This is a genomic window from Stenotrophomonas indicatrix (assembly GCA_041545745.1).
GTDB lineage: Bacteria > Pseudomonadota > Gammaproteobacteria > Xanthomonadales > Xanthomonadaceae > Stenotrophomonas > Stenotrophomonas indicatrix_A.
The window spans coordinates 2,625,951-2,649,360 of sequence record CP168152.1 but is presented as its reverse complement, the minus strand read 5'-3'; the positions used below and the strand labels follow the sequence as shown (position 1 = coordinate 2,649,360).

At 66.3% G+C, this 23,410-nt stretch carries 19 protein-coding genes; 14 read left to right on the top strand and 5 right to left on the bottom strand.

All coding sequences use genetic code 11. The features are described 5' to 3' along the window. Positions 1 to 35: 35 nt before the first annotated feature. Complete coding sequence (locus ACEF39_RS12090) at positions 36 to 1,946, top strand: CocE/NonD family hydrolase (protein WP_500285221.1); 1,911 nt, start codon at positions 36 to 38, stop codon at positions 1,944 to 1,946. A 558-nt stretch (positions 1,947 to 2,504) separates the two neighbouring features. Here the strand turns inward: ACEF39_RS12090 and ACEF39_RS12085 are convergent. Further along, entirely contained in the window at positions 2,505 to 3,458 is a 954-nt protein-coding gene (locus ACEF39_RS12085) for a helix-turn-helix transcriptional regulator (RefSeq protein WP_500285220.1), read from the bottom strand. 319 nt (positions 3,459 to 3,777) lie between these two features. Between ACEF39_RS12085 and ACEF39_RS12080 the strand changes: the two genes are divergently transcribed. From ACEF39_RS12080 to ACEF39_RS12050, 7 genes are all read left to right on the top strand, one after another. Beyond that, entirely contained in the window at positions 3,778 to 4,536 is a 759-nt protein-coding gene (locus ACEF39_RS12080) for an SDR family NAD(P)-dependent oxidoreductase (RefSeq protein ID WP_500285219.1), read from the top strand. A gap of 143 nt (positions 4,537 to 4,679) precedes the next feature. Continuing rightward, complete coding sequence (locus tag ACEF39_RS12075) at positions 4,680 to 5,129, top strand: MgtC/SapB family protein (RefSeq protein WP_500285218.1); 450 nt, start codon at positions 4,680 to 4,682, stop codon at positions 5,127 to 5,129. Positions 5,130 to 5,305: 176 nt separating this feature from the next. After that, positions 5,306 to 6,964, top strand: coding sequence for an L-lactate permease (lldP, locus tag ACEF39_RS12070; protein WP_500285217.1), 1,659 nt, complete (start codon positions 5,306 to 5,308; stop codon positions 6,962 to 6,964). Between the two features lie 52 nt (positions 6,965 to 7,016). Beyond that, positions 7,017 to 7,781, top strand: coding sequence for a transcriptional regulator LldR (lldR, locus tag ACEF39_RS12065; RefSeq protein WP_500285216.1), 765 nt, complete (start codon positions 7,017 to 7,019; stop codon positions 7,779 to 7,781). A 4-nt stretch (positions 7,782 to 7,785) separates the two neighbouring features. Next, positions 7,786 to 8,925 (top strand): FMN-dependent L-lactate dehydrogenase LldD, encoded by a 1,140-nt coding sequence (lldD, locus tag ACEF39_RS12060; protein WP_500285215.1) that lies wholly within the window; start codon positions 7,786 to 7,788, stop codon positions 8,923 to 8,925. Further along, entirely contained in the window at positions 8,922 to 10,628 is a 1,707-nt protein-coding gene (gene dld, locus ACEF39_RS12055) for a D-lactate dehydrogenase (RefSeq protein ID WP_500285214.1), read from the top strand. The genes lldD and dld overlap by 4 nt, the downstream gene beginning before the upstream one ends. A 67-nt stretch (positions 10,629 to 10,695) precedes the next feature. Next, positions 10,696 to 11,568 (top strand): hypothetical protein, encoded by an 873-nt coding sequence (locus tag ACEF39_RS12050; RefSeq protein WP_500285213.1) that lies wholly within the window; start codon positions 10,696 to 10,698, stop codon positions 11,566 to 11,568. Between the two features lie 49 nt (positions 11,569 to 11,617). Here ACEF39_RS12050 and ACEF39_RS12045 read toward each other — a convergent pair whose 3' ends face one another. Next, entirely contained in the window at positions 11,618 to 11,911 is a 294-nt protein-coding gene (locus ACEF39_RS12045; protein WP_025878511.1) for a hypothetical protein, read from the bottom strand. A 168-nt stretch (positions 11,912 to 12,079) separates the two neighbouring features. Here ACEF39_RS12045 and ACEF39_RS12040 point away from each other — a divergent pair, with 168 nt between their 5' ends. Then, positions 12,080 to 12,742: a decarboxylase gene (locus tag ACEF39_RS12040; RefSeq protein ID WP_500285212.1), complete on the top strand. Its 663-nt coding sequence runs from the start codon at positions 12,080 to 12,082 to the stop codon at positions 12,740 to 12,742. 93 nt (positions 12,743 to 12,835) lie between these two features. After that, positions 12,836 to 13,585: a CDP-diacylglycerol diphosphatase gene (locus tag ACEF39_RS12035; protein ID WP_500288017.1), complete on the top strand. Its 750-nt coding sequence runs from the start codon at positions 12,836 to 12,838 to the stop codon at positions 13,583 to 13,585. Here the strand turns inward: ACEF39_RS12035 and ACEF39_RS12030 are convergent. Further along, positions 13,582 to 14,187 (bottom strand): GNAT family N-acetyltransferase, encoded by a 606-nt coding sequence (locus ACEF39_RS12030; RefSeq protein ID WP_500285211.1) that lies wholly within the window; start codon positions 14,185 to 14,187, stop codon positions 13,582 to 13,584. The genes ACEF39_RS12035 and ACEF39_RS12030 overlap by 4 nt on opposite strands. Positions 14,188 to 14,406: 219 nt before the next feature. Between ACEF39_RS12030 and ACEF39_RS12025 the strand changes: the two genes are divergently transcribed. Beyond that, positions 14,407 to 17,133: a TonB-dependent receptor domain-containing protein gene (locus ACEF39_RS12025; protein WP_500285210.1), complete on the top strand. Its 2,727-nt coding sequence runs from the start codon at positions 14,407 to 14,409 to the stop codon at positions 17,131 to 17,133. 62 nt (positions 17,134 to 17,195) lie between these two features. Here ACEF39_RS12025 and ACEF39_RS12020 read toward each other — a convergent pair whose 3' ends face one another. Then, a complete protein-coding gene (locus tag ACEF39_RS12020) occupies positions 17,196 to 17,837 on the bottom strand; it encodes a hypothetical protein (protein ID WP_500285209.1) in 642 nt (213 codons plus the stop codon). Positions 17,838 to 18,021: 184 nt separating this feature from the next. Here ACEF39_RS12020 and ACEF39_RS12015 point away from each other — a divergent pair, with 184 nt between their 5' ends. Continuing rightward, entirely contained in the window at positions 18,022 to 19,182 is a 1,161-nt protein-coding gene (locus ACEF39_RS12015) for an amidohydrolase family protein (RefSeq protein ID WP_500285208.1), read from the top strand. Between the two features lie 634 nt (positions 19,183 to 19,816). Here ACEF39_RS12015 and ACEF39_RS12010 read toward each other — a convergent pair. After that, the gene (locus ACEF39_RS12010; protein WP_500285207.1) at positions 19,817 to 20,698 is read right to left on the bottom strand and encodes a LysR substrate-binding domain-containing protein; all 882 of its coding nucleotides are present in this window, start codon (positions 20,696 to 20,698) and stop codon (positions 19,817 to 19,819) included. Positions 20,699 to 20,792: 94 nt separating this feature from the next. Here ACEF39_RS12010 and ACEF39_RS12005 point away from each other — a divergent pair, with 94 nt between their 5' ends. Continuing rightward, on the top strand, positions 20,793 to 21,494 hold the full coding sequence (locus ACEF39_RS12005; protein WP_500285206.1) for an ankyrin repeat domain-containing protein: 702 nt from the start codon (positions 20,793 to 20,795) through the stop codon (positions 21,492 to 21,494). A gap of 49 nt (positions 21,495 to 21,543) precedes the next feature. Beyond that, on the top strand, positions 21,544 to 23,007 hold the full coding sequence (locus ACEF39_RS12000) for an amidohydrolase family protein (RefSeq protein ID WP_500285205.1): 1,464 nt from the start codon (positions 21,544 to 21,546) through the stop codon (positions 23,005 to 23,007). The last annotated feature ends 403 nt before the right edge of the window (positions 23,008 to 23,410 follow it).

Here is a 23,410-nt window from a genome sequence, read left to right as displayed (position 1 = left end):
TAGGCTGGGGCCTTTCCTGCCGGGAGGTAATGTCCATGCGTGTGCGTGCCGTTGCTGTTGCCGTAGCCTTGAGCCTGTCCAGCGCCGTGCTGGCCGCCGACACGCCGCCGATGACCCCGGACATCAGCGGAAAACCTTTCGTCGCCCCCGATGTGGGCCGCGACTACGACAAGCGCGTGGTGATGGTGCCGATGCGCGATGGCACCAAGTTGTATACGGTGATCGTGGTACCCAAGGGCGCCCGCAACGCACCGATCCTACTGACCCGCACACCGTACGACGCCGCCGGCCGCGCCAGCCGCAGTGATTCTCCGCGCATGCGCGATCTGCTGCCGCAGGGCGATGAAGTGTTCGTCGATGGCGGCTACATCCGCGTGTTCCAGGACATCCGTGGCAAGTTCGGTTCCGAGGGCGATTACGTGATGACCCGGCCGCTGCGCGGGCCGCTGAACGGTACCAAGGTCGATCATTCCACCGATGCCTGGGACACCATCGATTGGCTGGTCAAGCATGTGCCGGAGACCAACGGCAAGGTCGGCATGCTCGGATCCTCGTATGAAGGCTTCACCGTGGTGATGGCGCTGACCGATCCACACCCGGCACTGAAGGTGGCAGCGCCGCAGAGCCCGATGGTCGACGGCTGGATGGGCGACGACTGGCTCAACTACGGCGCCTTCCGCCAGGTCAATTTCAACTACTTCGCCATGCAGACCGAGAAGCGTGGCAAGGGGACGCCACTGCCGTCGCTGGGTTATGACGATTACAGCACTTTCCTGCGCATCGGCTCGGCCGGCGACTACGCGCGCTTCACCGGCGTGGACCAGCTGACCTGGTGGAAGAAGCTGGTGCAGCACCCTGCATACGATGCGTTCTGGCAGGGCCAGGCGCTGGATGCGGTGATGGCGAAGACGCCGCTGAAGGTGCCGACCATGTGGCTGCAGGGCCTGTGGGACCAGGAAGACATGTGGGGTGCCAACCATGCCTACCAGGCGATGGAAGGGCGCGATACCGGCAATACCCACAACTACCTGGTGATGGGCCCGTGGCGGCACAGCCAGGTGAACTATGACGGCAGCCAGCTTGGGGTGCTGAAATTCGAAGGTGATACCGCGCTGCAGTTCCGCCGCGACGTGCTCAAGCCGTTCTTCGACCAGTACCTGGTAGACAGCGCGCCGACGGCCGATACGCCACCGGTGCTGGTCTACAACACCGGTGAAAACCACTGGGACCGCCTGCAGGGCTGGCCGCGCAGCTGCGAGAAGGCGTGCGCGGCACACAGCAAGCCGCTGTACCTGCGTGCCGGCGGCAAGCTGGCATTCCAGGCGCCGGCGGCGGGCGAGGGCGACTTCGAAGAATACGTGTCCGATCCGGCCAAGCCGGTGCCGTTCGTACCGCGCCCGGTGCGTTTTGGCGACCGCGACATGTGGACCACCTGGCTGGTCAAGGACCAGCGCTTCGTCGATGGCCGGCCCGACGTACTGACCTTCATCACCGAGCCGTTGACCGCACCGCTGCGCATCGGAGGGACGCCGGTGGTGAACCTGCAGGCGTCCACCAGCGGCACCGACAGCGACTGGGTGGTGAAGCTGATCGACGTGTATCCGGACCAGGAGGCATCGACGCCGGAGATGGGCGGCTATGAGCTGCCGGTGTCACTGGCGATCTTCCGTGGCCGTTACCGCGAGAGCTTCAGCGATCCCAAGGCGCTGGCGGCCAACCAGGTGCTGCCGTACCGCTTCGATCTGCCCAATGCCAACCACACCTTCCAGAAGGGCCACCGGGTGATGGTGCAGGTGCAGTCCAGCCTGTTCCCGCTGTACGACCGCAACCCGCAGACCTACGTGCCCAACATCTACCTGGCCAAGCCGGGTGACTACCAGAAGGCCACGCAGCGGGTGTGGCACAGCGCCGCGCAGGCCAGCTACATCGAACTGCCGGTGTATTGAGGCGGATGTGGTAGTGCCGGCCGCTGGCCGGCAACGTGGTGGTGCGAAAGCGTGTCGACCAAGGTCGACACCTACCGGAACGGATCGCCTGCAGGACCGGCGTGGTAGTGCGGCCGCTGGCCGGCAACGCGGTGGTGCGAAAGCGTGTCGACCAAGGTCGACACCTACCGGAACGGATCGCCTGCAGGACCGGCATGGTAGTGCCGGCCGCTGGCCGGCAACGTGGCGGTGCGAAAGCGTGTCGACCAAGGTCGACACCTACCGGAACGGATCACCTGCAGGACCGGCATGGTAGTGCCGGCCGCTGGCCGGCAACGTGGTGGTGCGAAAGCGTGTCGACCAAGGTCGACACCTACCGGAACGGATCGCCTGCAGGACCGGCGTGGTAGTGCCGGCCGCTGGCCGGCAACGTGGCGGTGCGAAAGCGTGTCGACCAAGGTCGACACCTACCGGAACGGATCACCTGCAGGACCGGCGTGGTAGTGCGGCCGCTGGCCGGCAACGTGGTGGTGCGAAAGCGTGTCGACCAAGGTCGACACCTACCAGAGCGGATGGGCGTCAGCCGACCTTCGACGGCCCGGTGCGCCAGCGGCTGGGCACCAGCCCGAAGCGCTTGCGGAATGCGGCAGCGAAGTTGCTGGGATGCCGATAGCCGGTTTCCGCAGCCGCGCGCTCCACGCTCCAGCCGGATTCACGAAGGCCTTGCTCGGCATGGCGCATGCGCTGTTCGTGCAGGTAGTCGAATACCGAGCAGCCATACTCCTGGACGAAGTGCCGGCGCAGCGCGCTGGGGCTCATGCAGGCCAGCTGGGCCAGCTCGACCAGGCTGTGCGCATGGGCGGGATCGTCGTGCAGGAAGGCCCGCACGCGCTCGAGCCGGCTGCGCTGGCCGCTGCGCAGCGTGCGTGCGCCTTCGACGTGCAGGTCATCGGCCTGCAGGCCCACCGTCAGCAGCTGCAGCGCCACGCCTTCGCGCCAGAGTGCATCCAGATCGTCCTGCCAAGGGCTTTCGAACAACTGCGCGAGGGTCGGCAGCATCGCGTGCGGGATGGCCCAGTGCCTGCATTCCAGGTGTGAATCGAGCGCCTGCTGCAGCTTGGGTTGCCGCAGCATGTCCGGGTCCAGCTCGGCCGGGACCATCAGGCTGACGCCGCGCAAGCGCGTATTGCCTGGATGCACACCCACCATCGCAACGTGATCGCGGTGGCTGGTGGTCACCGCGGCGCCGGCGCGCAGGCTGAAGTCGCTGCGCTGCGGAACCTGCACGTCGACCTGGCCCTGCAGCATCAGGCGGATCGCCAGGCCGGGGCGTTCGTGGGCGGTGGCGGTGTAAGCGATCCGGTTGTGTACATCCGACGCGATCAGGCTCATTCCCCCGCGCAGTGTCTGTTCGTGCAGGTCGCCGTGGCCGGCCCACTGTTCTTCGCGCACGTGGCGGGGATCGGCGCGGTAGTCATAGCCATGGCGCTGGCCAAAACGGCGGTAATCGGCAAACGTGAAATATCGGGACATCGCTCGGCGCTCAACAATAAAAGACGGGTGCCGGCGACGATGTGCCCGCACGTTCCCTCGTGCACCTGCAGCGCGGATCGGTCTTGCGCTTTCAGAGTTGGAAAAAGCTACCTGTCATTTTCTCGATCCCCAACGCGAATGCGATGCCGAGTGGGTCAATCGATTTGCAATTACGGCCAAGTTGCCGGTTGCGTTGCAATGCGTGTGCGTACGGTGATCGTGCAGGGAAGCCGCAGGCAGCGCATTCGTCACAAGCGAAGGCGTATTGTGGATTCGGACGGATGTGTCCGTATCGATTTCCCACACATGGAGACCACAGATGATTGATTACCAGCTCAACGGAAAAACCGCGATCGTGACCGGCGGTGTTTCCGGTATCGGCCTGGCGGTAGCGGAAACACTCGCTGCATCCGGTGCGCGCATTTCGGTATGGGACCTGAAGCAGGAAGCGGTGGACGCAACAGTAGCCGCGCTGCTCAGCCAGGGTGCCGAGGCTATCGGCATCGCGTTGGATGTCACCGACGAGGCTGCGGTGGAAGCGGCGGTGCAGCGCACGGTGAAGGAACTGGGCGGCGTGCACATCGCGGTGAACAATGCGGGCATCGGCGGGCCAGCGGCAAGCAGCGGCGACTACCCGATCGATGGCTGGAAACGCGTGGTCGATGTGAACCTGACCAGCGTGTTCCTGTGCCAGCGGGCGCAGATCCAGGCGATGCGTGCGGCGGGCAGCGGCGGCAGCATCATCAACATGGCCTCCATCCTGGGCCAGGTGGGCTATGCCGGCTCGACCGCCTACGCGGCCGCCAAACATGGTGTGGTCGGCCTGACCCAGACGGCTGCATGGGAGCATGCCGCCGATGGCATCCGCATCAATGCGGTGGGCCCGGGCTTCATCAACACGCCGTTGCTTGAAAAGATGGACGCCAAGGTGCGGGCAACGCTGGAAGGGCGGCATGCGCTCAAGCGCTTGGGAACACCGCAGGAAGTGGCGGCGCTGGTGGCCTGGCTGGCCAGCGACGATGCCTCGTTCGCGACGGGTGCGTACTACGCCATCGACGGTGGCTATCTGGCGCAGTAACCGGGTGCGGGGTACGCATGGCGGTGATCAACAGGTCGACGCCATGCCTCGATGAATCCGCGCGGTGAAGAGGGCGTGCCATCGCCTTCACCGCCGTCCCACGGCCCCCGCGCAACGCTCCGGGAAACTTTCGGAGCCTCTCTATGGAACTCACCCAGGACATGTCCATTCTGCTGCGCGTGGCCGCCGCCATGGTCTTTGGCGGCGTGCTGGGCGTAGAGCGCGAGATGGGCAAGCACGCAGCCGGCCTGCGCACGCACATGTTGATTGCCGGTGCCGCCGCGCTGATCGTAGGCCTCGGTGACTCGGTGGCCGAACACTTCCAGCAGGAACGCTACCGCGATCTGCTGCAGGTCGACCCGGTGCGATTGATCGAAGCGGTGGTGGCCTGCGTGGGCTTCGTTGCCGCCGGTACCATCCTGCGCGGCAATCACGAAGACCAGGTCAGTGGGCTCACCACGGCCAGTTCGCTGGTGATGGCTGCGGCCATCGGTATTGCCGTGGGCATCGGCAAGTATGCGATCGCACTTGGTGTCAGCGTGCTGTGCCTGCTGGTGCTGGCGGTGATACGGAGGGTGGAGAAGAAGTTGTAGTCATAATTGGTACGGCCAATAATTCCGTGTAGCCCTATGGTCTAATAGGCTTTCGGCACGATTGGCGGTTCAATTCGCGCCTGTGGTCCGATCATTGGTTAATGTGGTACGACCAATATGTGACGGACACGACGCCCCCACGCGGTGGGGAACCTCCTGTTCCTGTCGAGAGCCCTATGCAGCCCTGGCAACATGTGTACGACCCCGCTGGCAACCTGTGGTTGTCGAGCCTGATCGCGCTGCTGCCGATCGCCTTCTTCTTCATTGCCCTGGCGGTGCTGCGCATGAAGGGCTGGATCGCCGGCACCCTCACCGTGGTCATCGCGCTTGCCGTGGCGCTGCTGTTCTATCGCATGCCCGTTGCGCAGGCGCTGGGCGCGGCCGGCTTCGGCTTCGTCTATGGCCTGTGGCCGATCGCCTGGATCATCATCGGCGCGGTGTTCCTGTACAAGGTCTCGGTCAAGACCGGCCAGTTCGACATCATCCGCGCCTCGATCCTGTCGGTCACCGAGGACCAGCGGTTGCAGATGCTGATGGTTGGCTTCGCCTTCGGTGCCTTCCTGGAAGGTGCGGCCGGGTTCGGTGCGCCGGTGGCGATCACCGCCGCGCTGCTGGTTGGGCTGGGCTTCAAACCGCTGTATGCGGCCGGCCTGTGCCTGATCGTCAACACCGCGCCGGTGGCGTTCGGCGCGATGGGCATCCCGATCATCGTGGCGGGGCAGGTGACCGGCCTGGACGCCTTTGAGATCGGCCAGATGGCGGGCCGCCAGCTGCCGTTCCTGACTGTCATCGTGCTGTTCTGGATCATGGCGATCATGGATGGCTGGCGCGGCGTCAAGGAAACCTGGCCGGCGGTGCTGGTGGCCGGCGGTTCGTTCGCCATCGCCCAGTACCTGACCTCCAACTTCATCGGCCCGGAACTGCCGGACATCACCGCCTCGCTGGCGTCGCTGGTCTGCCTGACCCTGTTCCTGCGCCGCTGGAAGCCGGTACGGATCTTCCGCTTCGATACCGAAACCAGCGCTGAGGCGGCCGCACAGGCAATGGAGGCGCCGCGCCACAGCGTCGGCCAGATCGCCAAGGCGTGGTCGCCGTTCCTGATCCTCACTGCGATGGTCACCGTGTGGAGCATCAAGCCGTTCAAGTCGCTGTTCGCAGCCGGTGGCCCGCTTGAAGGCTGGGTGCTGAAGATTCCGGTGCCGGGCCTGGACCAGCTGGTGCAGAAGATGCCGCCGATCGTCGATGCGCCGCTGAGCTATGAGGCGGTGTATAAGTTCGACTGGTTCTCGGCCACGGGTACCTCGATCATCCTGGCGGCAGTGATCGCGATCATCGCGCTGCGGATGCCGGCCAAGGCTGCGCTGCAGACCTTCGGTGAAACCGTGCGCGAACTGCGCATGCCGATCTTCTCGATCGGCATGGTGCTGGCCTTTGCCTTCATCGCCAACTATTCGGGCCTGTCGGCCACACTGGCGCTGGCACTGGCGCACACCGGCAAGGCGTTCCCGTTCTTCTCGCCGTTCCTGGGCTGGCTGGGCGTGTTCCTGACCGGCTCGGATACCTCGTCCAATGCGCTGTTCTCGGCGCTGCAGGCCACCACCGCCCAGCAGATCGGCGTGTCCGACGTGCTGCTGGTGGCAGCCAACACCACCGGCGGTGTCACCGGCAAGATGATCTCGCCGCAGTCCATTGCCATTGCCTGCGCGGCGGTGGGCCTGGCCGGCAAGGAGTCGGATCTGTTCCGCTTCACCGTCAAGCACAGCCTGATCTTCACCACGATGGTCGGCCTGATCACCCTGGCCCAGGCCTACTGGTTGACCTGGATGATTCCCTGAGCATGCAGAGCAGGCCGACCAACAGCGGCGTGCTTCGGGCCACAATGGCGCCATGAGCACACAACGGGTTTCGGACAAGGTCGCGGCGCAGCTGCGCGCGCTGGTGCAGGAACGGCAGCTGCAGCCGGGCGACAGGCTACCGGCCGAGCGCACGCTGGCGGTTCAGCTGGGGGTCTCGCGCACCGCATTGCGCGAGGCCATCGCGCAGTTGTCCAGTCATGGTCTGCTGACCGCGCGGGTAGGCGGAGGCACTTACGTGAGCGAGCCCGCCGCACGTGCGCGGCAGGCGCTGGATGAACCGCTGGTGCCGTACCTGCCGCTGTTCCAGGGCGACCCGGAATACCGCTTCGATGTGCTGGAAATCCGCCACGCGCTGGAAGGCGCCACGGCCTGGCACGCGGCGCTGCGTGCCACCGACGAGGACCGCGCGCGCATCGCCCAGGCGTTCCAGACCATGATGGACGCGCATGGCAAGGACGACCCCGCCGGCGAAGCCGAGGCCGATGCGGCCTTCCACCTGTCCATCGCCGAGGCCTCGCACAACCTGGTGCTGCTGCAGGTGATGCGCGGGCTGTTCGAGCTGCTGCAGACCAACATCTCGCAGAGCCGCGAAAAGCTGTACACCTCGGCCAGGACCTTCTCGCCGTTGTCCGACCAGCACCGCGAAATGATGGATGCGGTGCTGGCCGGCGATCCCGAACGCGCGCGCGCCGCCGCGCATGCCCACCTCGAGTTCGTGCACACCACGCTGCGCACCCTCGATGACAACGAAGCCCGGCGTGCGCGGGCTTCGCGTCTACCTTCCCCACACGGTTGACCCCATGATCATCTCCGCCTCCACCGATTACCGTGCCGCAGCCGAGCGTCGGCTGCCGCCGTTCCTGTTCCACTACATCGATGGTGGCGCGTATGCCGAGCACACGCTGAAGCGCAACGTGTCCGATCTGTCCGACATCGCGCTGCGCCAGCGCGTCCTGCGCAACATGTCCGACCTGAGCCTGGAAACCGAGCTGTTCGGCGAGAAACTGGCGATGCCGGTGGCACTGGCACCGGTCGGTCTGACCGGCATGTATGCCCGTCGCGGCGAAGTGCAGGCCGCGCGTGCGGCCGACAGCCGCGGCATTCCGTTCACGCTGTCCACGGTGTCGGTGTGCCCGATCGAAGAAGTCGCGCCGGCGATCCAGCGCCCGATGTGGTTCCAGCTGTACGTGCTGCGCGACCGTGGTTTCATGCGCAATGCGCTGGAGCGCGCGCAGGCGGCGGGTGTGACCACCCTGGTGTTCACTGTCGACATGCCGGTGCCGGGCGCGCGCTATCGCGACGCACACTCGGGCATGAGTGGTCCGAACGCTGCAATGCGCCGCATCGGCCAGGCCATCACCCATCCCTGCTGGGCGTGGGACGTGGGCCTGCGCGGACGCCCGCATGACCTCGGCAACATCTCCACCTACCGTGGCAACCCAACGGGCCTGGAGGACTACATCGGCTGGCTGGGCAGCAACTTCGATCCGTCCATTTCGTGGAAGGACCTGGAGTGGATCCGCGAGTTCTGGAAAGGCCCGATGGTGATCAAGGGCATCCTCGACCCGGACGATGCGCGCGATGCGGTCGCGTTCGGGGCCGATGGCATCGTGGTCTCCAACCATGGCGGGCGTCAGCTCGATGGTGTGCTGTCCACTGCACGTGCCTTGCCTGCCATCGCCGATGCGGTGCAGGGCGACCTGAAGATCCTCGCCGATTCGGGTATCCGCACCGGTCTGGACGTGGTGCGCATGCTGGCGCTGGGCGCCGATACCGTGCTGCTGGGTCGCGCCTTCGTCTACGCGCTTGCCGCGCAGGGCGAGGCCGGTGTGGCCCATCTGCTGGACCTGATCGCCAAGGAAATGCGCGTGGCGATGACACTGACCGGTGCGCACCGCATCGCCGACATCGGCCGTGATTCGCTGGTGCGCCTGCCATGAGTGATCGCGATACGGTGCTGGAACAGTTGCGTGCCGCGGTGGGGGACCGCCACGTACTGACCGGCGACAAGGCCACCCGCCGCTTCCGTCGCGGCTATCGCTTCGGCGACGGCCCGGTGCTGGCGGTGGTGCGTCCGGGCTCGCTGCTGCAGCTGTGGCGGGTGCTGCAGGCGGCGGTGCAGGGCGGCGCGGCGATCATCCTGCAGGCAGCCAATACCGGCCTGACCGGCGGTTCCACCCCGGACGGCGATGACTACGGTCGACCGATCGTGCTGGTCAGCACCCTGCGCCTGGCCGGCATCCAGCTGTTGAACGAAGGCCGCCAGGTACTGTGCCTGCCCGGCGCGACGCTGGACCGCCTGGAGCAGACGCTGGCACCGCTGGGTCGCGAGCCTCACTCGGTGATCGGCTCGTCGTGCATCGGCGCCTCGGTGCTGGGCGGCATCTGCAACAACTCCGGTGGCGCACTGGTGCGCCGTGGCCCTGCCTATACCGAGCTGGCGCTGTATGCACAGGTTGACGCGCGGGGCGAACTGCAGCTGGTCAACCATCTGGGCATCGCGCTGGGCGATACGCCCGAGCAGATCCTGCAGCGCCTGCAGGACGGCAACTACAGCGCTGCAGATGTCAGCAACGGTGATGGCCGTGCCGCCTCCGATCCGCGTTACGCCGAGGAAGTACGCAAGGTGGACGCCGATACCCCGGCACGCTTCAATGCCGACCCCAGCCGCCATTTCGAGGCAGCCGGTTCGGCGGGCAAGCTGGCCGTGTTCGCCGTGCGCCTGGATACCTTCGAGAAGGAGGCCGCCGAGGTCTTCTATATCGGCAGCAACCGCACCGACAGCCTGACCGCGATCCGCCGCCAACTGCTGACCGGCTTCGAGCGCCTGCCCATCGCCGGCGAGTACATCCACCGGGATGCCTATGACATCGGCGAGCGCTACGGCAAGGACAGTTTCCTGCTGATCGACAAGCTCGGCACCGCACGCGTACCGGCTGCGTTCGCGCTGAAGAGCCGGGTTGATGGCTGGTTCGAACGGCTGGGCCTGCGCGGTGTCACCGACCGGATGATGCAGGCGCTGACCGGTCTGCTGCCTTCGCACCTGCCCAAGCGCATGGGCGAGTTTCGGCAGCGTTACGAGCATCACCTGCTGCTGAAGGTGTCCGCGCAGGATGCGGCCGCCACCGAGGCGTGGCTGCGCGGCTTCTTCAACGACCATGAAGGCGGTTACTTCCACTGCACGGCGGACGAAGGGCGCAAGGCGTTCCTGCATCGCTTCGCCGTGGCCGGTGCCGCCGTGCGCTACCGCGAAGTGCACCGTGCGCAGGTGCAGGACATTGTCGCGCTGGACATTGCGCTGCGCCGCGACGATGCCGACTGGTTCGAGCAGTTGCCGGCTGATATCGATGGCCGCCTGCTGCACAAGCTGTACTACGGCCACTTCCTGTGCCACGTGTTCCACCAGGACTACATCGCGCGCAAGGGTGAAGACCCGATGGCCATCGAGCATGCGATGTGGGCGTTGCTGGACCAGCGCGGTGCCGAATATCCGGCCGAGCACAATGTCGGCCACCTGTATCCGGCCAAGCCGGCGCTGGCCGGCTTCTACCGCACGCTGGACCCGAGCAATACCTTCAACCCCGGCATCGGCCAGACGTCGAAGGCGAAAGGGTGGGGTGGCTGCGACTGCGAGGGGCACTGAGTCGCAACGCAACGCCTGCGCTACCATCGGTCCCTCGCAAGGACGTGCCGGGGCGCACAGGATGATCATGAATTCCACGCGTATTGCTTACGCCGTGCTGTCTGCACTGCTGCTGGCATCCTCGCTGCCTGCGGCGGCGGACGTCGCGCCCGTTCAACGGGACGCGGCAGGCAACCAGCTGGAGGCGCTGCTGCTGCAGCGCGAGCGGGGAGCGGAAGAGCCCGAGCGCTACTGCACTGCCGATGGCCAGTGGTGCGTGCGGGCGTTGCCTGCAACGGGCGAAGACCAGCCGGCAGCGCTGGAAGTTGCCGAGCGCGCCGGTGATGAAGCCGAACCGCAGATGCGCCACGTCCCCATCGACGTGGTTGACGATGGCGACCTGCGGGTCTGGCCTTTCATCGTGCGCCTGGCGCCCGGCGTGGGTGCAGGCCAGGCCGTGGCCGATCCACAACAGGCAGTACTGCAGAACGTGCTGGTCGGCGGTCTGGTGGAGGCCCGCGCGATGTATTCCGGCGGCGGTGCCGGCGCATCGACTCTGCGACTGGCGCGCATCCGCCATCTCGATGAAGGCATCCAGGTGGACGCCGACGTGCTGTCCGTTGCCTTGTCGGCCAACAAGATGATCCGGGCCTGTTTCAGTGAGCGCGATTTCGATCAGCGCGCTGGTGCCTGCCATGACGAGTACAGCTTCGATGCGAAACTTGCGCTGGCAACCGAAGGGCAGGGCATGCCTGTGCTGCGCTACCGGACCGAGGCGACCAACTATCCGGCCGGGGTATCACCGCAGCGCGACTCGCTGGCCAAGGGACGGTTGAGGAAGAAGGATCTGCGTACCGAACAGGACGCGGAATGCAGCTACACGCGTACCTTCCGCTTCACTTCAGGGGCTTACCAGCCGGATCAGCCGCTGCCGGAGTGCTCGGGCTACACCGAGCCCTGAGCCATGGAGCCGAGCGTATGCCCGGCTCCGCGCTACGGCCGTGACGCGCTTACTCGCAGCGGGTAGCGGTGATGATGTTGTCCTTGTCCACGAACACGCGCAGGCGGTCCTGGCGGATGTCCTTGGTGGTGATGGTGGCCGGGCCGATGGGATTGACCATGCCTGCGCCGCTTTCGCTGGACAGGCGGCGGATGTTCGGTTCGTTGGCGGGCTGACCGATGGCCCAGCCCAGCTGGCTGGCATCGCAGCGGCCACTGCCCTTGACCTCCGGGCCGGGAGTGCTGACACAGGCCGACAGCAACAAGGCCGAGGCGGGCAGCAACAGAGTCAGGCGGATGGTCATGCGGGCGCTCCTGCGCAGGGGATTGGCGGCACGATAGCACTGACCGCGCGAAACCCGGCAGCGTTCGGGTCATTGCCCGCGCGGCCGCCGCGCTGCATAGTGGCCGGCGTTGCTGGCAGTGTGCCGGCGGGCAGACCGGGCCAGTCCGGTGCAGGTGTTGGATCGGGTATGACGGCAGGCAGTTTGCGTGGCAGGCAGAACGCAGTGAAGGCGCTGGCAGTGCTGTCGCTGCTTTGCATGACAGGGGGGGCCGTGGCCGACGAACCGGTCGCAGCGCCGGCTGCCGAAACGCCGGTGTTTGGTGGCTGGCGCAACCTGCAGACCGAAGCCGGTTACCAGCCGGCGCAGCGCAACCTGGCGTTCGCGATGCTGCCGCAGGCCGCCACCCGGGGTGATCGCTTCGCGATCCTCGACCGTGAAGGCAAGCGCGCGGTGTGCTGCCTGCAGGTGGCCAGCGAGTCGCTGGGTGTTGCCGCGCTGCGCGAGCAGTACCACCTGCCGCAGGCCGGGGTGACCGATCTGAGCAATGGCCGCAGCCCGGCGCGCCCGTACCTGCCGCATGTCTATGCGATGCAGCGGGTGGATGAACTGGCCGACTATGGTTTCGCCGATGTTGCCGGTGCCTACAGCGATCTGGGTGGGCTGCTGCTGCCGGACGCGGCCGCGCTGGCCGCCGACGCCAGCGAGGTGCGCCTGGGCGAGGCCCATTATCGCCTGCAGTTCCATCGCCAGCCGCTGGCCGATGATGATGGCGCACTGGACCGCTATACCCTGCAGCCGCTGCCTACGGGTGCACCGGTCGTGGTTGAAGTGCCGTTCGGCACCTACTGATTGCCACATCCCACTGGCTAGAATGGCGCGCGGCGCTGCCTGTCGCGCCTGATCCCGCGAGTTGTTGCCGTGCGATTTCTGCTGCTGCCCCTGATGTTGCTGGCCGGTTGTGCCAGCGTGCCCCCCGCGCCGCCGCCGGCACATTCGGATGCGCTGTGGCGCCTGATCGAGCGTGATTGCCAGGGCGGACAGTCGCCACGGGGTGACTGCCTGCAGGTGCGGCCGGCAGCCGACCACCGCGATGTGCTGGTCAAGGATGCGCACGGCCACTATCAGTTCCTGCTGATGCCGCTGGACAAGGTCAGTGGCATCGAAAGCCCCACGCTGTACCGGCGTGGCGCACCCAATTACTTCGCCGCCGCCTGGCAGGCCCGCACGCGCACCGAACAGGCGCTGGGCCAGCCGCTGCCGCGCAGCGTCGCCAGCCTGGCATTGAATTCGCCACATGGCCGTTCGCAGCACCAGCTGCACATCCACGTCGACTGCCTGCGCGCTGACGTTCTGCAGGCGTTGGAAGAAAATCGCGCGACCCTCGGCACGCAGTGGGCACCACTTCCGGTGCTGTTGCGCGGCCATCAGTACCAGGTACGGCTGCTGCCGGGCGAGGCGTTGACGGCCAATCCGCTCAACCTGCTGGCCTATGGCCTGAGCGGTGTGGACAAGGTTGGCCAATGGAGTCTGCTGGTGGCGGGACGCGAGGACGTGCACGGCGTGCCGGGTTTCATCCTGCTGGCCACGCAGCTGGACCCGGACAGTGGCAACGATGCCAGCGCCGAGGAGCTGCAGGACCATGCCTGCAGCGTGTTGACCGGCGCGGATGCCGCGCTGGAGCGGGTGCGCTAGTTTTCCGTCGGCTGTCGTTGCAGCCAGACGGGGGCAGTCAGCGCGTACAGCTGGCGGTCCTGCCAGCCCTCGGCATCCAGGTGGTGGTCGCGCAGCAGGCCTTCGCGCTCGAAGCCGACGGCCTGCAAGGTGGCGACCACTTCGCTTCCCGTATCGGGCGGCAGCAGGACGAACAAGCGACGGATTCCCACCTGTTCGAACAGGAACGTGCACAGCGCCTGCAATGATGGGTGCAGCTGGCGCTGCTGTGGGCATCCCCCGGCATGCAGCCAGCGCAGTTCGACGCTGCGCGCATGCGCGCAATGCAGGCGCAGGTTCAGCTGGTCCAGCAGCTCACCCACTGCATCGAAGCTGCCCAGCAGCAGATGATCGTTGTCGTGTTGCAGCTGCGAACGCTGCACACCGCAGAGGAAGTGGGCTTCAGCGTCGAAATGGCCAGGCAGGTTGCTGCTGCGTTCGACCTTCTGATAATAGTGGCGCCAGGCGGAAAGATCTGAACGCTGCAGGGGTCGCAGTACGACAGGCCCGTGCTGGAGCAGCAGGAGATGGCGGCGCAGCACCGGTCGCAGCGGTGGCAGGGAAGCAGGGAAATACCGGTTCATGGGGTGGGACGATGACGCACAGCGGCGAGCGGGAACAATGAAACAAGTTGCAAACGCGGTGACGTCGCTGCCTGCGGTCTGATTCGGTTCAGGCATAAGGCCATCAGGGCTGGTCATTTCCGTTGCAACCATCCGTTCAGGACACTTTCGTTACGGGATCGTTATGCGCGCACCGTCGCCAGCGCCCCGGACCACCCGCCCAACTCCCCCAGGAAGCCCATGTCCGCCTCTTCCCTGGCGCTGCGCCCGCGTCCGCTGGTGCTTGCCTTGTCGTCCCTGATGCTGGCCTCGTTGCCGGCCTTCGCGCAGGAAAGCGCACCCACGTCATTGCAGGAAGTGAAGGTCACTGGCTCGCGCATCCCGCGTGCCGGCGTCGAGGGGCCATCGCCGGTCACGGTGATCAGCCGCGAGCAGATCGATGCACAGGGCTACCGCAACGCATTCGATGCGTTGAGCGCGCTCACTGAGAACACCGGCAACGTGCAGGGCGAGGACTTCGGCAATACCTTCACCCCGGCGGCGAACACCATCAACCTGCGTGGCCTGGGCCCCAACCGCACGCTGGTGCTGGTCAACGGCCGCCGCCAGGCCGACTATCCGCTGGCCTACGAAGGCTCGGTGAACGTGGTCAACCTGGCCAACATCCCCAGTGCGTTGATCGAGCGCATCGAGGTGCTGGCCGCCGGCGCATCGGCGGTGTACGGTTCCGATGCGATCGCCGGCGTGGTCAACATCATCCTCAAGGACCGTTTCGACGGCGTGGACGTCAACGTGCGTGCCGGCGGCACCCAGCAGGGTGGTGGTGACAACCAGCGCGTGCAGGTGGTGGGCGGCAGCTCGGGCGAGCGCTGGGAAGGCCTGTTCGGCTTCGAACTGGACGTGCGCAAGGCGATCCACGCGCGGCAGCGCGACTTCATGGATTCGCTGGACGATGATCCCACCGGCAAGGCGCCGCAGCCGACGGCCGTCGCCTATCGCCGCAATGCAGCCACCGGTCGCAACATCGATCCGGGCGTTGCCGGTTGCGATGCGGCCTCGGCCATCTACGGTGGCAGCGTGCTGCGCGCCAACAACCCGCGCCAAGGATGGTACTGCGGCAGCAACGAAGCCGCTGCCAGCTACTGGACCGTGCAGACCGAGAAGCGCAACCTCAACGGCTACGGCCTGCTGACGTTCCACGTCAACGACACCACCGACCTGTTCGCCGATGTCGCCGTGGGCAGCGCACGGATCCACAACAACACGCGCGCACCCACCTGGACCTCGTCACGCAACTATTTCTACAACCAGAACACGGGCAATCTGGAGAGCTGGTACCGCCGCTTCGCGCCGGAGGAGATCGGTGGCCTGCCGCGCAACGCCAATCGCTTCCTGGAAAGCTCGTGGTCGTTCAATGTCGGTGCGCGTGGCCAGATCGGCGACAGCGGCTGGGACTACGAAGCGGTCTACAGCCGTTCACGCTACGAGAACCGCACGCGCCGCCCGGTGCTGCTGGCAGGCATCAACGAGTACCTGCTGGGTCCGCAGCTGGGGGTGCGCAACGGCGTGGAGGTCTATGCGCCGGATCCGTCGCGCCTGTTCCGGCCGCTGACGCCCGATGAGTACGGTCGCCTGTCCGACTACCAGGAGAGCCGCAACGCTGCGTGGCTGCAGACCTTCAGTGCGACGGTCAATGGTCGCCTGTTCGCCTTGCCGGGTGGCGACGCCGCATTGGCCGCGGTGGTCGAAGCGGGCAGCCAGGGCTACCGCAACCGTCCGGACCCGCGCCTGGGCACCGGTGAATTCTGGAACACCAGCGCCGGCATCGGTGCCGGTGGCGAACGTGACCGCTATGCGGCGGGTATTGAACTGCAACTGCCGTTGCTGCAGTCGCTGACCACCACATTGGCAGGTCGCTACGACCAGTACCGCGCCGGTGGCGAGCATCTCGGCAAAGCAACGTGGAGCTTCGGTGTCGAATTCCGTCCGATCGAAAGCCTGCTGATCCGCGGCACCGCGGCCACCAGCTTCCGCGCGCCGGACATGAACTATGTGTTCGCCACCGAGACCCGTGGCTACAACCCGGGCATGACCGACTACTGGCGCTGCCGCACCGCCGGCCAGTCGTATGACAACTGCGACTACAACGGCCTGTCGATCGACTACAGCAACCGCGCCAACCCGCAACTGCAGCCGGAGTCGGCCAAATCGTATGGCTTCGGGGTGGTCTGGTCGCCGCTGTCCGGGCTGGATTTCAGCGCTGACTACTACGACATCCGCATCGACAACGAGGTGACCAGCCTCGACACCAGCCGCATCCTGCGGGATGAGGCCGACTGCCGGCTGGGTCGCACCCTCGGCGGCGAAGCGCGCGACATCGGTTCGCCGCTGTGCCAGGACGCGCTGTCCCGGGTGATCCGCAACCCCTCCAATGCCACCGTGCAGCCGGACCAGGTGACCCGCGTACTGATCAACCCGATCAATGCGGCGTCCGAATCGGTGCGCGGCATCGACCTGAAGGGCAACTGGCGCTTCGATGCGGGCCGCTATGGCCGCTTCACCACGCGTCTGGCTTACACGCTGGTGCTGGAGCACGAGTACAAGCAGTTTGCCGATGACGAAGTGCGCGACATCCGCAATTCACTGGATGACTGGCAGTGGCGCAGCAAGGCCAATGGCAGCATCACCTGGAACCAGGGCGACTGGACCGCGACGATCTATGGCAACCGCTATGGCTCGTTGCCGAAGAGCGATGGCAGTGGCCGCATCGGGCCGTACATGACCTACAACGCCAGTGTGTTCCGCCAGTTCGGCGAGAACCTGACACTGGGTGTGATCGTCAACAACCTGCGCGACAGCCGGCCGCCGGCGGATAGGAATGGGGGTGGTTGGCCGTTCTATCCGGTCGGCAACTACGACCCGTATGGCCGTCAGTTCTGGGTGGAGCTGGATTACCGGTTCCGTTGATCGAAGCGGTAAACGAAAGGCCCGGCAATGCCGGGCCTTTCTCTGTTCAGTTCGTTGCTGGATCAGGGCAGTGCCTGCACCAGATATGACTCGATGACGTAGCTGAAAGGCTGCTGCTGGCGGTCGCGCAGCAGGGCGCGCACTTCCAGGATCACGCCGTGGTCGCCTTCGCCGCGCGGCGGCCAGAAGGTCTGGTCGGTCACGGTCTGGCGCTGGAAGCCGAGCGGGCCGACCACGCGGCCAAAGGGCTCGTCGGTCGTGTCGAGCACCTGGTTCATGGCCGGGCTGAGATGATCGGGCAGGTACCAGTTGTCGGCCTCCGACAGCACCCGGCTGCCGCAGGCCAGCTGCACGCGGCGGTAACGCAGTGGCGTAGAGGCATCGGCGCCCAAGGCCTGCAGCACGTCGGCCGGCGCGGGCTTGTCCTGGCCATGCACGCGCACCGCGCGGACCCGGGCCTGCTCGGCCAGGCCGTGCTCGGCGCACCAGCTTTCCAGGGTGGCGGTGGCGCTCTGGCCGGTCAGCACGCGCTGGTGCAGCACCTCGACCAGCGCAGCCGAGGCGATCCGCTGCTGGCCCGGCGGCGCCTGCAGGGGCGCGCTGGCGGCGGCATCGGTGGCGGACAGGCTGGCGATCGGGGCGGCGGCCAACAGGGACGCGGCCTGCCAGCGGCGAAGACGATCGTGGCGGTAGGGCGGGCCCATGCGGTATCACAGCGGAAACAGGCGCCCATGTTACCCGTTCAGGCGTGCATCCGGCGTCCCTGCGGCGCACGGTCGCGGGCGGGATTCATCGTGCTTGTGAATGCATGACATGCAGATATTTCGTTGGCCGATGGCAGCGGCGGCGGGCAGGATGGCGCCAGTGTTGGCTTTCCGGGAGAACCTGATGACCCTGCAGTTCATCCATGGTGGCGTCGATCGCGACGGTACCCCACTGCATTTCCACGTCCATGATGGCCGTTTCGTCGGCATCAACGGCGATGATGCCGCAGCAGAGGGAGCCGAAAGCGTCGACCTGACCGGCTTTACCGTTCTGCCTGGACTGGTCGACGGCCATATCCATCTGGACAAGAGCTTCGTCGGCGACCGCTGGCATCCGCATCAGCCGGTGAGCAGCCTGCGTGAGCGCCTGGCGGTGGAAAAGGCCGCGATTGCCGCCGCTGCACCGATGGCGGACCGTGCCGAGGCGCTGATCCGCCAGTGCAGCGGATTCGGTACGGTGGCGATGCGTTGCCACGTCGACATCGATGGCAGCACCGGCCTGCACCATCTGCAGGCCGTGCGCGAGGCGGCGCTGCGCTGTGCCGACATCATGCGCATCCAGCTGGTGGCGTTCCCGCAGGCGGGGGTGATGTCGTGCCCGGGTACGGCGGCGGTTCTGGAACAGGTGATTGCTGCAGGGGTGGAAGTACTGGGTGGCATCGATCCGAGCACGCTGGACGGGGATGCCGACGGCCAGCTGGCGTTGCTGTTCGGGCTGGCCGAGCGCTATGGCGTGCGGCTGGACATCCATTTGCACGAGCCGGGCGAGACCGGGCTGGCGCAGCTGCTGCGGATCGCGGCGCGCACGCGTGCGTCGGGCCTGCAGGGCAGGGTGGCGGTCAGTCACGCCTATGCGCTGGGTGAGGTGTCGTTGGCGCGGGCGCTGCAGGTGGGTGAGGCGTTGGCTGCCGCAGGCGTGGCGATCATGAGCAACGCACCGGGCGACCATCCGTTCCCGCCGTTGCGCGCACTGCACGACGCGGGTGTACGCGTGTTTGCCGGCAACGACAACATCCGCGACTGCTGGTGGCCCTACGGCAGTGGCGACCTGCTGCAGCGGGCGATGCTGCTCGGTTACCGCTCCGGCTTCTACACCGATGCGGACCTGATGCTGGCGCTGGACATGGTCACCACCCATGCGGCGACGGTGATCGGGTTGCCGCAGTACGGCATTGCAGACGGTCTTCCGGCCACCTTCGTGGCGGTACGTGCCGATCATGGTCCGGCTGCGGTGGCAGGGGTGCCGGTGGAGCGCCGCGTGGTGGTCGACGGTCGCTGGCTGTAGCGGCCGGGCGGCGCCCGGCACCCATTGGGAGTGCCGGCCGCTGGCCGGCAACTTCAACAGCAACAGCCGAAGCAACAGCCGCATCCCGTGGGAGGGCGGGGCGGTGTCGGATTGCGGGGACGCCGCAAGTACGTCCCTGTAGGCTTGGCCGCGGCTTGCTCGTGTGCGCAGTCCTGCACACACGGCAAGACCGGGGTTGGGCGTCCTGCCCAACCCGCCCGAGGCATGCCTCGGGCCCATGCCGCGGACACCCCGCAATCCGACACCGCCCCGCCTTCGACAGTTTTTCGGTGTCTGGTAGATCCACGCCATGCGTGGATGAATCTCCATCGAAATCGAATATTTCGACAATTGAACGAAAAGCATCCACGCGTGGCGTGGATCTACGTCTCGACCAAGGTCGACACCCACCAAGAGCAGGCCATGCCATTCCGACAAATCGCGGAGATCTGTCGAAGGCGGGGTGGGTCCGGTTGCGGGGGTGTCCGCGGCATGGATGCCGCGGCCAAGCCCCAAGGACGGGTTTACGGCGTCCCCCGCAACCGGACCCACCTCGCCATCCCACGGGTAGCCCGCTTTTGACGTTGACGTTGACGTCGCTTCGGCGGGTGCAGGGCGCAGCCCTGCCAACCTTTCACTCCGGCTCGCGTTGCACCTGCCGCCAGAGTTCAGCGGCCAGCGCACGCACCGCGTCATCGGCATCGGCGCGATGCAGCAGGCCGATCTCGTAGTTGTCGACCACCGGTAGATCGCGCTCGCCATCGATGATGCGGTGTTCGCGGTTGACCGCGCGCCGTGGCAGCAGGCTGATGCCGATGCCGTCCGCCACCGCACCCTGGATGCCGCTCAGCGAGGAACTGGTGAACGCGATGCGCCAGCGCAGACCCAGCGCTTCGACGGCCTGGATCATCTCGTCGCGGTACAGCCCGCGTGGCGGGAAGGTGACCAGTGGCAGCGGGTCCTGCTGCAGGCTGCTGCTGCGCAGGCTGTCGATCCAATGCATCGGTTCGCGCCGGCAGTGCACGGCCTGGCGGGTGTTGCGACGCTGCTTGACCAGCACCAGATCCAGCTCGCCATGGTCGAAGCCATGGGCCAGATCACGGCTGAGGCCGCTGCTGATTTCCAGCTTGACCTGCGGGTGGCGGCGACTGAAGGCGGCCAGCATGCGCGTGGTCTGCGGGTTCACGAAGTCCTCCGGCACGCCGATGCGCACCGCGGTCTCCACGGTGGCACCGGCCAAGGCCTGGGCCAGTTCCTCGTTCAGATCCAGCATGCGCCGGGCATAGCCCAGCAGGGTGTGGCCGGCATCGGTGGGATGCACGTCGCGGTGGCCGCGCTCAAGCAGACGGTGACCGGCGAGCTCCTCCAGCCGCCGCACCTTCTGGCTGACCGTGGACTGGGTTGAATGCAGGCGGGTGGCCGCCGTGGTGAAGCTGCCGCAGTCGGCGACCATCACCAAGGCACGCAGCAGGTCCAGTTCGAACACTGTTCTATTCGATTTGGCACTGTCTTGCATTTGAACATTTCACTTCTGGATACCCGTGCCGACTTCTACCATGCAGGGCAGAGGCCGGCAATGGCCGGCGCCATCGCGCATGAGGAGAGTCACGATGCACCACCCTCGCTCCCGGCAGCGCCGTTCGGCATTGGCCCGCATGCTGCTGCTGTGCCTGCTGGCCATGGTCATCCCGGCGTGTACGGCGACTTCCCGAAGCGACGCCGATGCGCAGCTGCGCGATGCCGCCAGCCGCGGTGATGCCCGCGCCGTGCGCGAGGCACTGGATGCGGGTGCCGATCTGGAGGCGCGTGACGGCCAAGGCCGCACGGCCCTGCTGCTGGCCACCCACGGCAACAACGTGGACGCGGCGCGTGAGCTGATCGAGGCCGGTGCCGACGTCAATGCCAAGGACACGATGCAGGACAGCGCCTACCTGTACGCTGGTGCGCGCGGCCTGGATGAGATCCTGGCGCTGACCCTCGCGCACGGTGCAGACCTGCGCAGCACCAACCGCTATGGCGGTACCGCGCTGATTCCCGCTGCCGAACGCGGCCACGTCGCTACCGTGCGTACGCTGCTGCGCGCCGGCGTGGCGGTGGACCATGTCAATCGCCTGCACTGGACTGCGCTGCTGGAGGCGATCCTGTTCGGTGATGGCGGTCCGCGCCACGTGCAGATCGTGCAACTGCTGCTGGACGCTGGTGCCAACCCCGAGCTTGCCGATGGCGACGGCGTAACGCCGCTGGCGCATGCCCGGCAACGCGGTTACGCCAACATCGAAACAGTGCTGCGCCAACACGGCGCGACACGCTGACACCTGTCCCTTCCACCCGCACGTTGCCGTGCCCACCAGGATGCTGTCCATGTTCCGTTCCCATCCGTTGTCCCTTGCCGTCCTTCTTGCGGTTGCACCGCTGTCGGCGTCTGCCGCCGAGCGCGCTGACTTGCTGATCCGCAACGCCACGGTGGTCGATGTCGAGCACGCGCGCAGCGTGCCCGGGCAGAGCGTGGTCATCCGTGGCGAGGACATCGTCGCGGTCGGTCCCGATGCGCAGGTGCGCAGCCAGTGGAGCAGCAGCCGCCAGATCGATGCCAAGGGCAAGTACCTGATTCCGGGCCTGTGGGACATGCACGTGCATTTCGGCGGCGGCCCGGCGCTGGTGGAAGAGAACAAGGCACTGCTGCCGCTGTACATCGCCCATGGCATCACCACGATCCGTGACTGCTCCGGTGATCTGCCGCAGCAGGTACTGCAGTGGCGCGGCGACATCGCCAACGGCACGCTGTTCGGTCCGCGGCTGCTGACGTCGGGTGCGAAGATCGAAGGCATCAAGCCGGTCTGGAAGGGCACGATCGAGGTGGGCAGCAAGGCCGACGCGGACAAGGCGATCGAGCGCCTGCAGCACGACAAGGTCGACTTCGTGAAGATCACCGACAGCACGCTGACCCCGGAACTGTTCCTGTACTCGGCCAGCGCGGCGCGCAAGGCGGGCCTCAAGGCCTCGGGCCATATTCCGATGGCGTTGACGGTGGAACAGGCCGTGGATGCAGGCCTGGCCTCGATCGAGCATCTGGACTATGCCTTCAAGGCTGGCAGCAAGGACGAGGCGCAGATCGCGGCCGATTTCGGCGCCGGGCGCATCGATCGCGCCGAAGCCAACCGCCGGCTCGACGCCAGCTTCGATCGCGAGACCGCGCTGCATGCCTACCGTGATTTCGCCAAGCGTGGCGTATTCGTGACGCCGACCCTCAACGGTGGCCGCATCCTCGACTTCCTCGACCAGGATGACCACGCCAACGACCCGTATCTGGCCTATATCGGCCCGGGCCTGCGTGCGACCTACACCTGGCGCATCGAACGCGCGGCCAAGGCCACCCCGGCGCAGATCGAGGCGCGCCATGCGCAGTACCACCAGGTGGCTGCGGTGCTGCCGCTGCTGCAGGAAGCGGGGGTGACGATCATTGCCGGTACCGATGCCGGCTTCCTCAATTCGTTCAACTACCCGGGCATCGGCCTGCACCAGGAACTGCAGTTGTTCGTGAAGGAAGGCCTGAGCGCACCGCAGGCGCTGTCGGCCGCGACCCGTTCGGGCCCGGCCTGGTTCGGCCAGATGCAGCGCTATGGCGGCGTCGCCACGGGCAAGGCGGCCGATCTGGTACTGCTGACGGCCAACCCGTTGCAGGACATCGCTGCCACCGAAAAAATCGACAGCGTGATCCTGCGCGGTGACGTGTACGATCGCGCGGCGCTGGACAGGATGCTGGCCGACACCAAGGCCAAGGTCGCTGCATGGAGTACCGAGTCAGCGGCCAAGTCCTCGCCCTGACTGGATCATGGCAGCAGCCAGAGGGCGGGATGCGGCGTGTATGGCACGCGCGCATTCCCGCCATTTTTCTTGTGCGCTGCGCAATTTCGGCTGCACCGCCCAGCAACCGCACGGTAGCAGGCCCAGTGAAGGCGTGATGCAATTCACATAATTGATGTGAAGTGTTCTTGATATACGCGCTCTACACAGAATTTCCATGCAGCGTTCACCTCCTTCCCGTGTATATCGCCTCCATCGGGCGGGGGAAATGATGGTCGACGTCCGACGGCCCTGACGGCGTTCACACGCGCGCGTTGGCGATTCCAGACAAGAGGATTGTCGTACATGCATGTGGACCACGCGCCCAGATCGTAATCCGCCTTAGTGGCATTGCCGGACGCACACGTCGCTGCATCCGGTTGCG

Bases quoted from the DNA above. Each gene is read 5' to 3' on its own strand.
- ACEF39_RS12085 (WP_500285220.1), bottom strand. From the start codon at position 3,458: ATGTCCCGATATTTCACGTTTGCCGATTACCGCCGTTTTGGCCAGCGC.
- ACEF39_RS12050 (WP_500285213.1), top strand. From the start codon at position 10,696: ATGAATTCCACGCGTATTGCTTACGCCGTGCTGTCTGCACTGCTGCTG.
- lldD (WP_500285215.1), top strand. From the start codon at position 7,786: ATGATCATCTCCGCCTCCACCGATTACCGTGCCGCAGCCGAGCGTCGG.
- lldR (WP_500285216.1), top strand. From the start codon at position 7,017: ATGAGCACACAACGGGTTTCGGACAAGGTCGCGGCGCAGCTGCGCGCG.
- ACEF39_RS12090 (WP_500285221.1), top strand. From the start codon at position 36: ATGCGTGTGCGTGCCGTTGCTGTTGCCGTAGCCTTGAGCCTGTCCAGC.
- ACEF39_RS12025 (WP_500285210.1), top strand. From the start codon at position 14,407: ATGTCCGCCTCTTCCCTGGCGCTGCGCCCGCGTCCGCTGGTGCTTGCC.
- ACEF39_RS12035 (WP_500288017.1), top strand. From the start codon at position 12,836: ATGTTGCTGGCCGGTTGTGCCAGCGTGCCCCCCGCGCCGCCGCCGGCA.
- ACEF39_RS12075 (WP_500285218.1), top strand. From the start codon at position 4,680: ATGGAACTCACCCAGGACATGTCCATTCTGCTGCGCGTGGCCGCCGCC.
- ACEF39_RS12000 (WP_500285205.1), top strand. From the start codon at position 21,544: ATGTTCCGTTCCCATCCGTTGTCCCTTGCCGTCCTTCTTGCGGTTGCA.
- ACEF39_RS12015 (WP_500285208.1), top strand. From the start codon at position 18,022: ATGACCCTGCAGTTCATCCATGGTGGCGTCGATCGCGACGGTACCCCA.
- ACEF39_RS12030 (WP_500285211.1), bottom strand. From the start codon at position 14,187: ATGAACCGGTATTTCCCTGCTTCCCTGCCACCGCTGCGACCGGTGCTG.
- ACEF39_RS12080 (WP_500285219.1), top strand. From the start codon at position 3,778: ATGATTGATTACCAGCTCAACGGAAAAACCGCGATCGTGACCGGCGGT.
- ACEF39_RS12020 (WP_500285209.1), bottom strand. From the start codon at position 17,837: ATGGGCCCGCCCTACCGCCACGATCGTCTTCGCCGCTGGCAGGCCGCG.
- dld (WP_500285214.1), top strand. From the start codon at position 8,922: ATGAGTGATCGCGATACGGTGCTGGAACAGTTGCGTGCCGCGGTGGGG.
- ACEF39_RS12010 (WP_500285207.1), bottom strand. From the start codon at position 20,698: ATGCAAGACAGTGCCAAATCGAATAGAACAGTGTTCGAACTGGACCTG.
- ACEF39_RS12045 (WP_025878511.1), bottom strand. From the start codon at position 11,911: ATGACCATCCGCCTGACTCTGTTGCTGCCCGCCTCGGCCTTGTTGCTG.
- ACEF39_RS12040 (WP_500285212.1), top strand. From the start codon at position 12,080: ATGACGGCAGGCAGTTTGCGTGGCAGGCAGAACGCAGTGAAGGCGCTG.
- lldP (WP_500285217.1), top strand. From the start codon at position 5,306: ATGCAGCCCTGGCAACATGTGTACGACCCCGCTGGCAACCTGTGGTTG.
- ACEF39_RS12005 (WP_500285206.1), top strand. From the start codon at position 20,793: ATGCACCACCCTCGCTCCCGGCAGCGCCGTTCGGCATTGGCCCGCATG.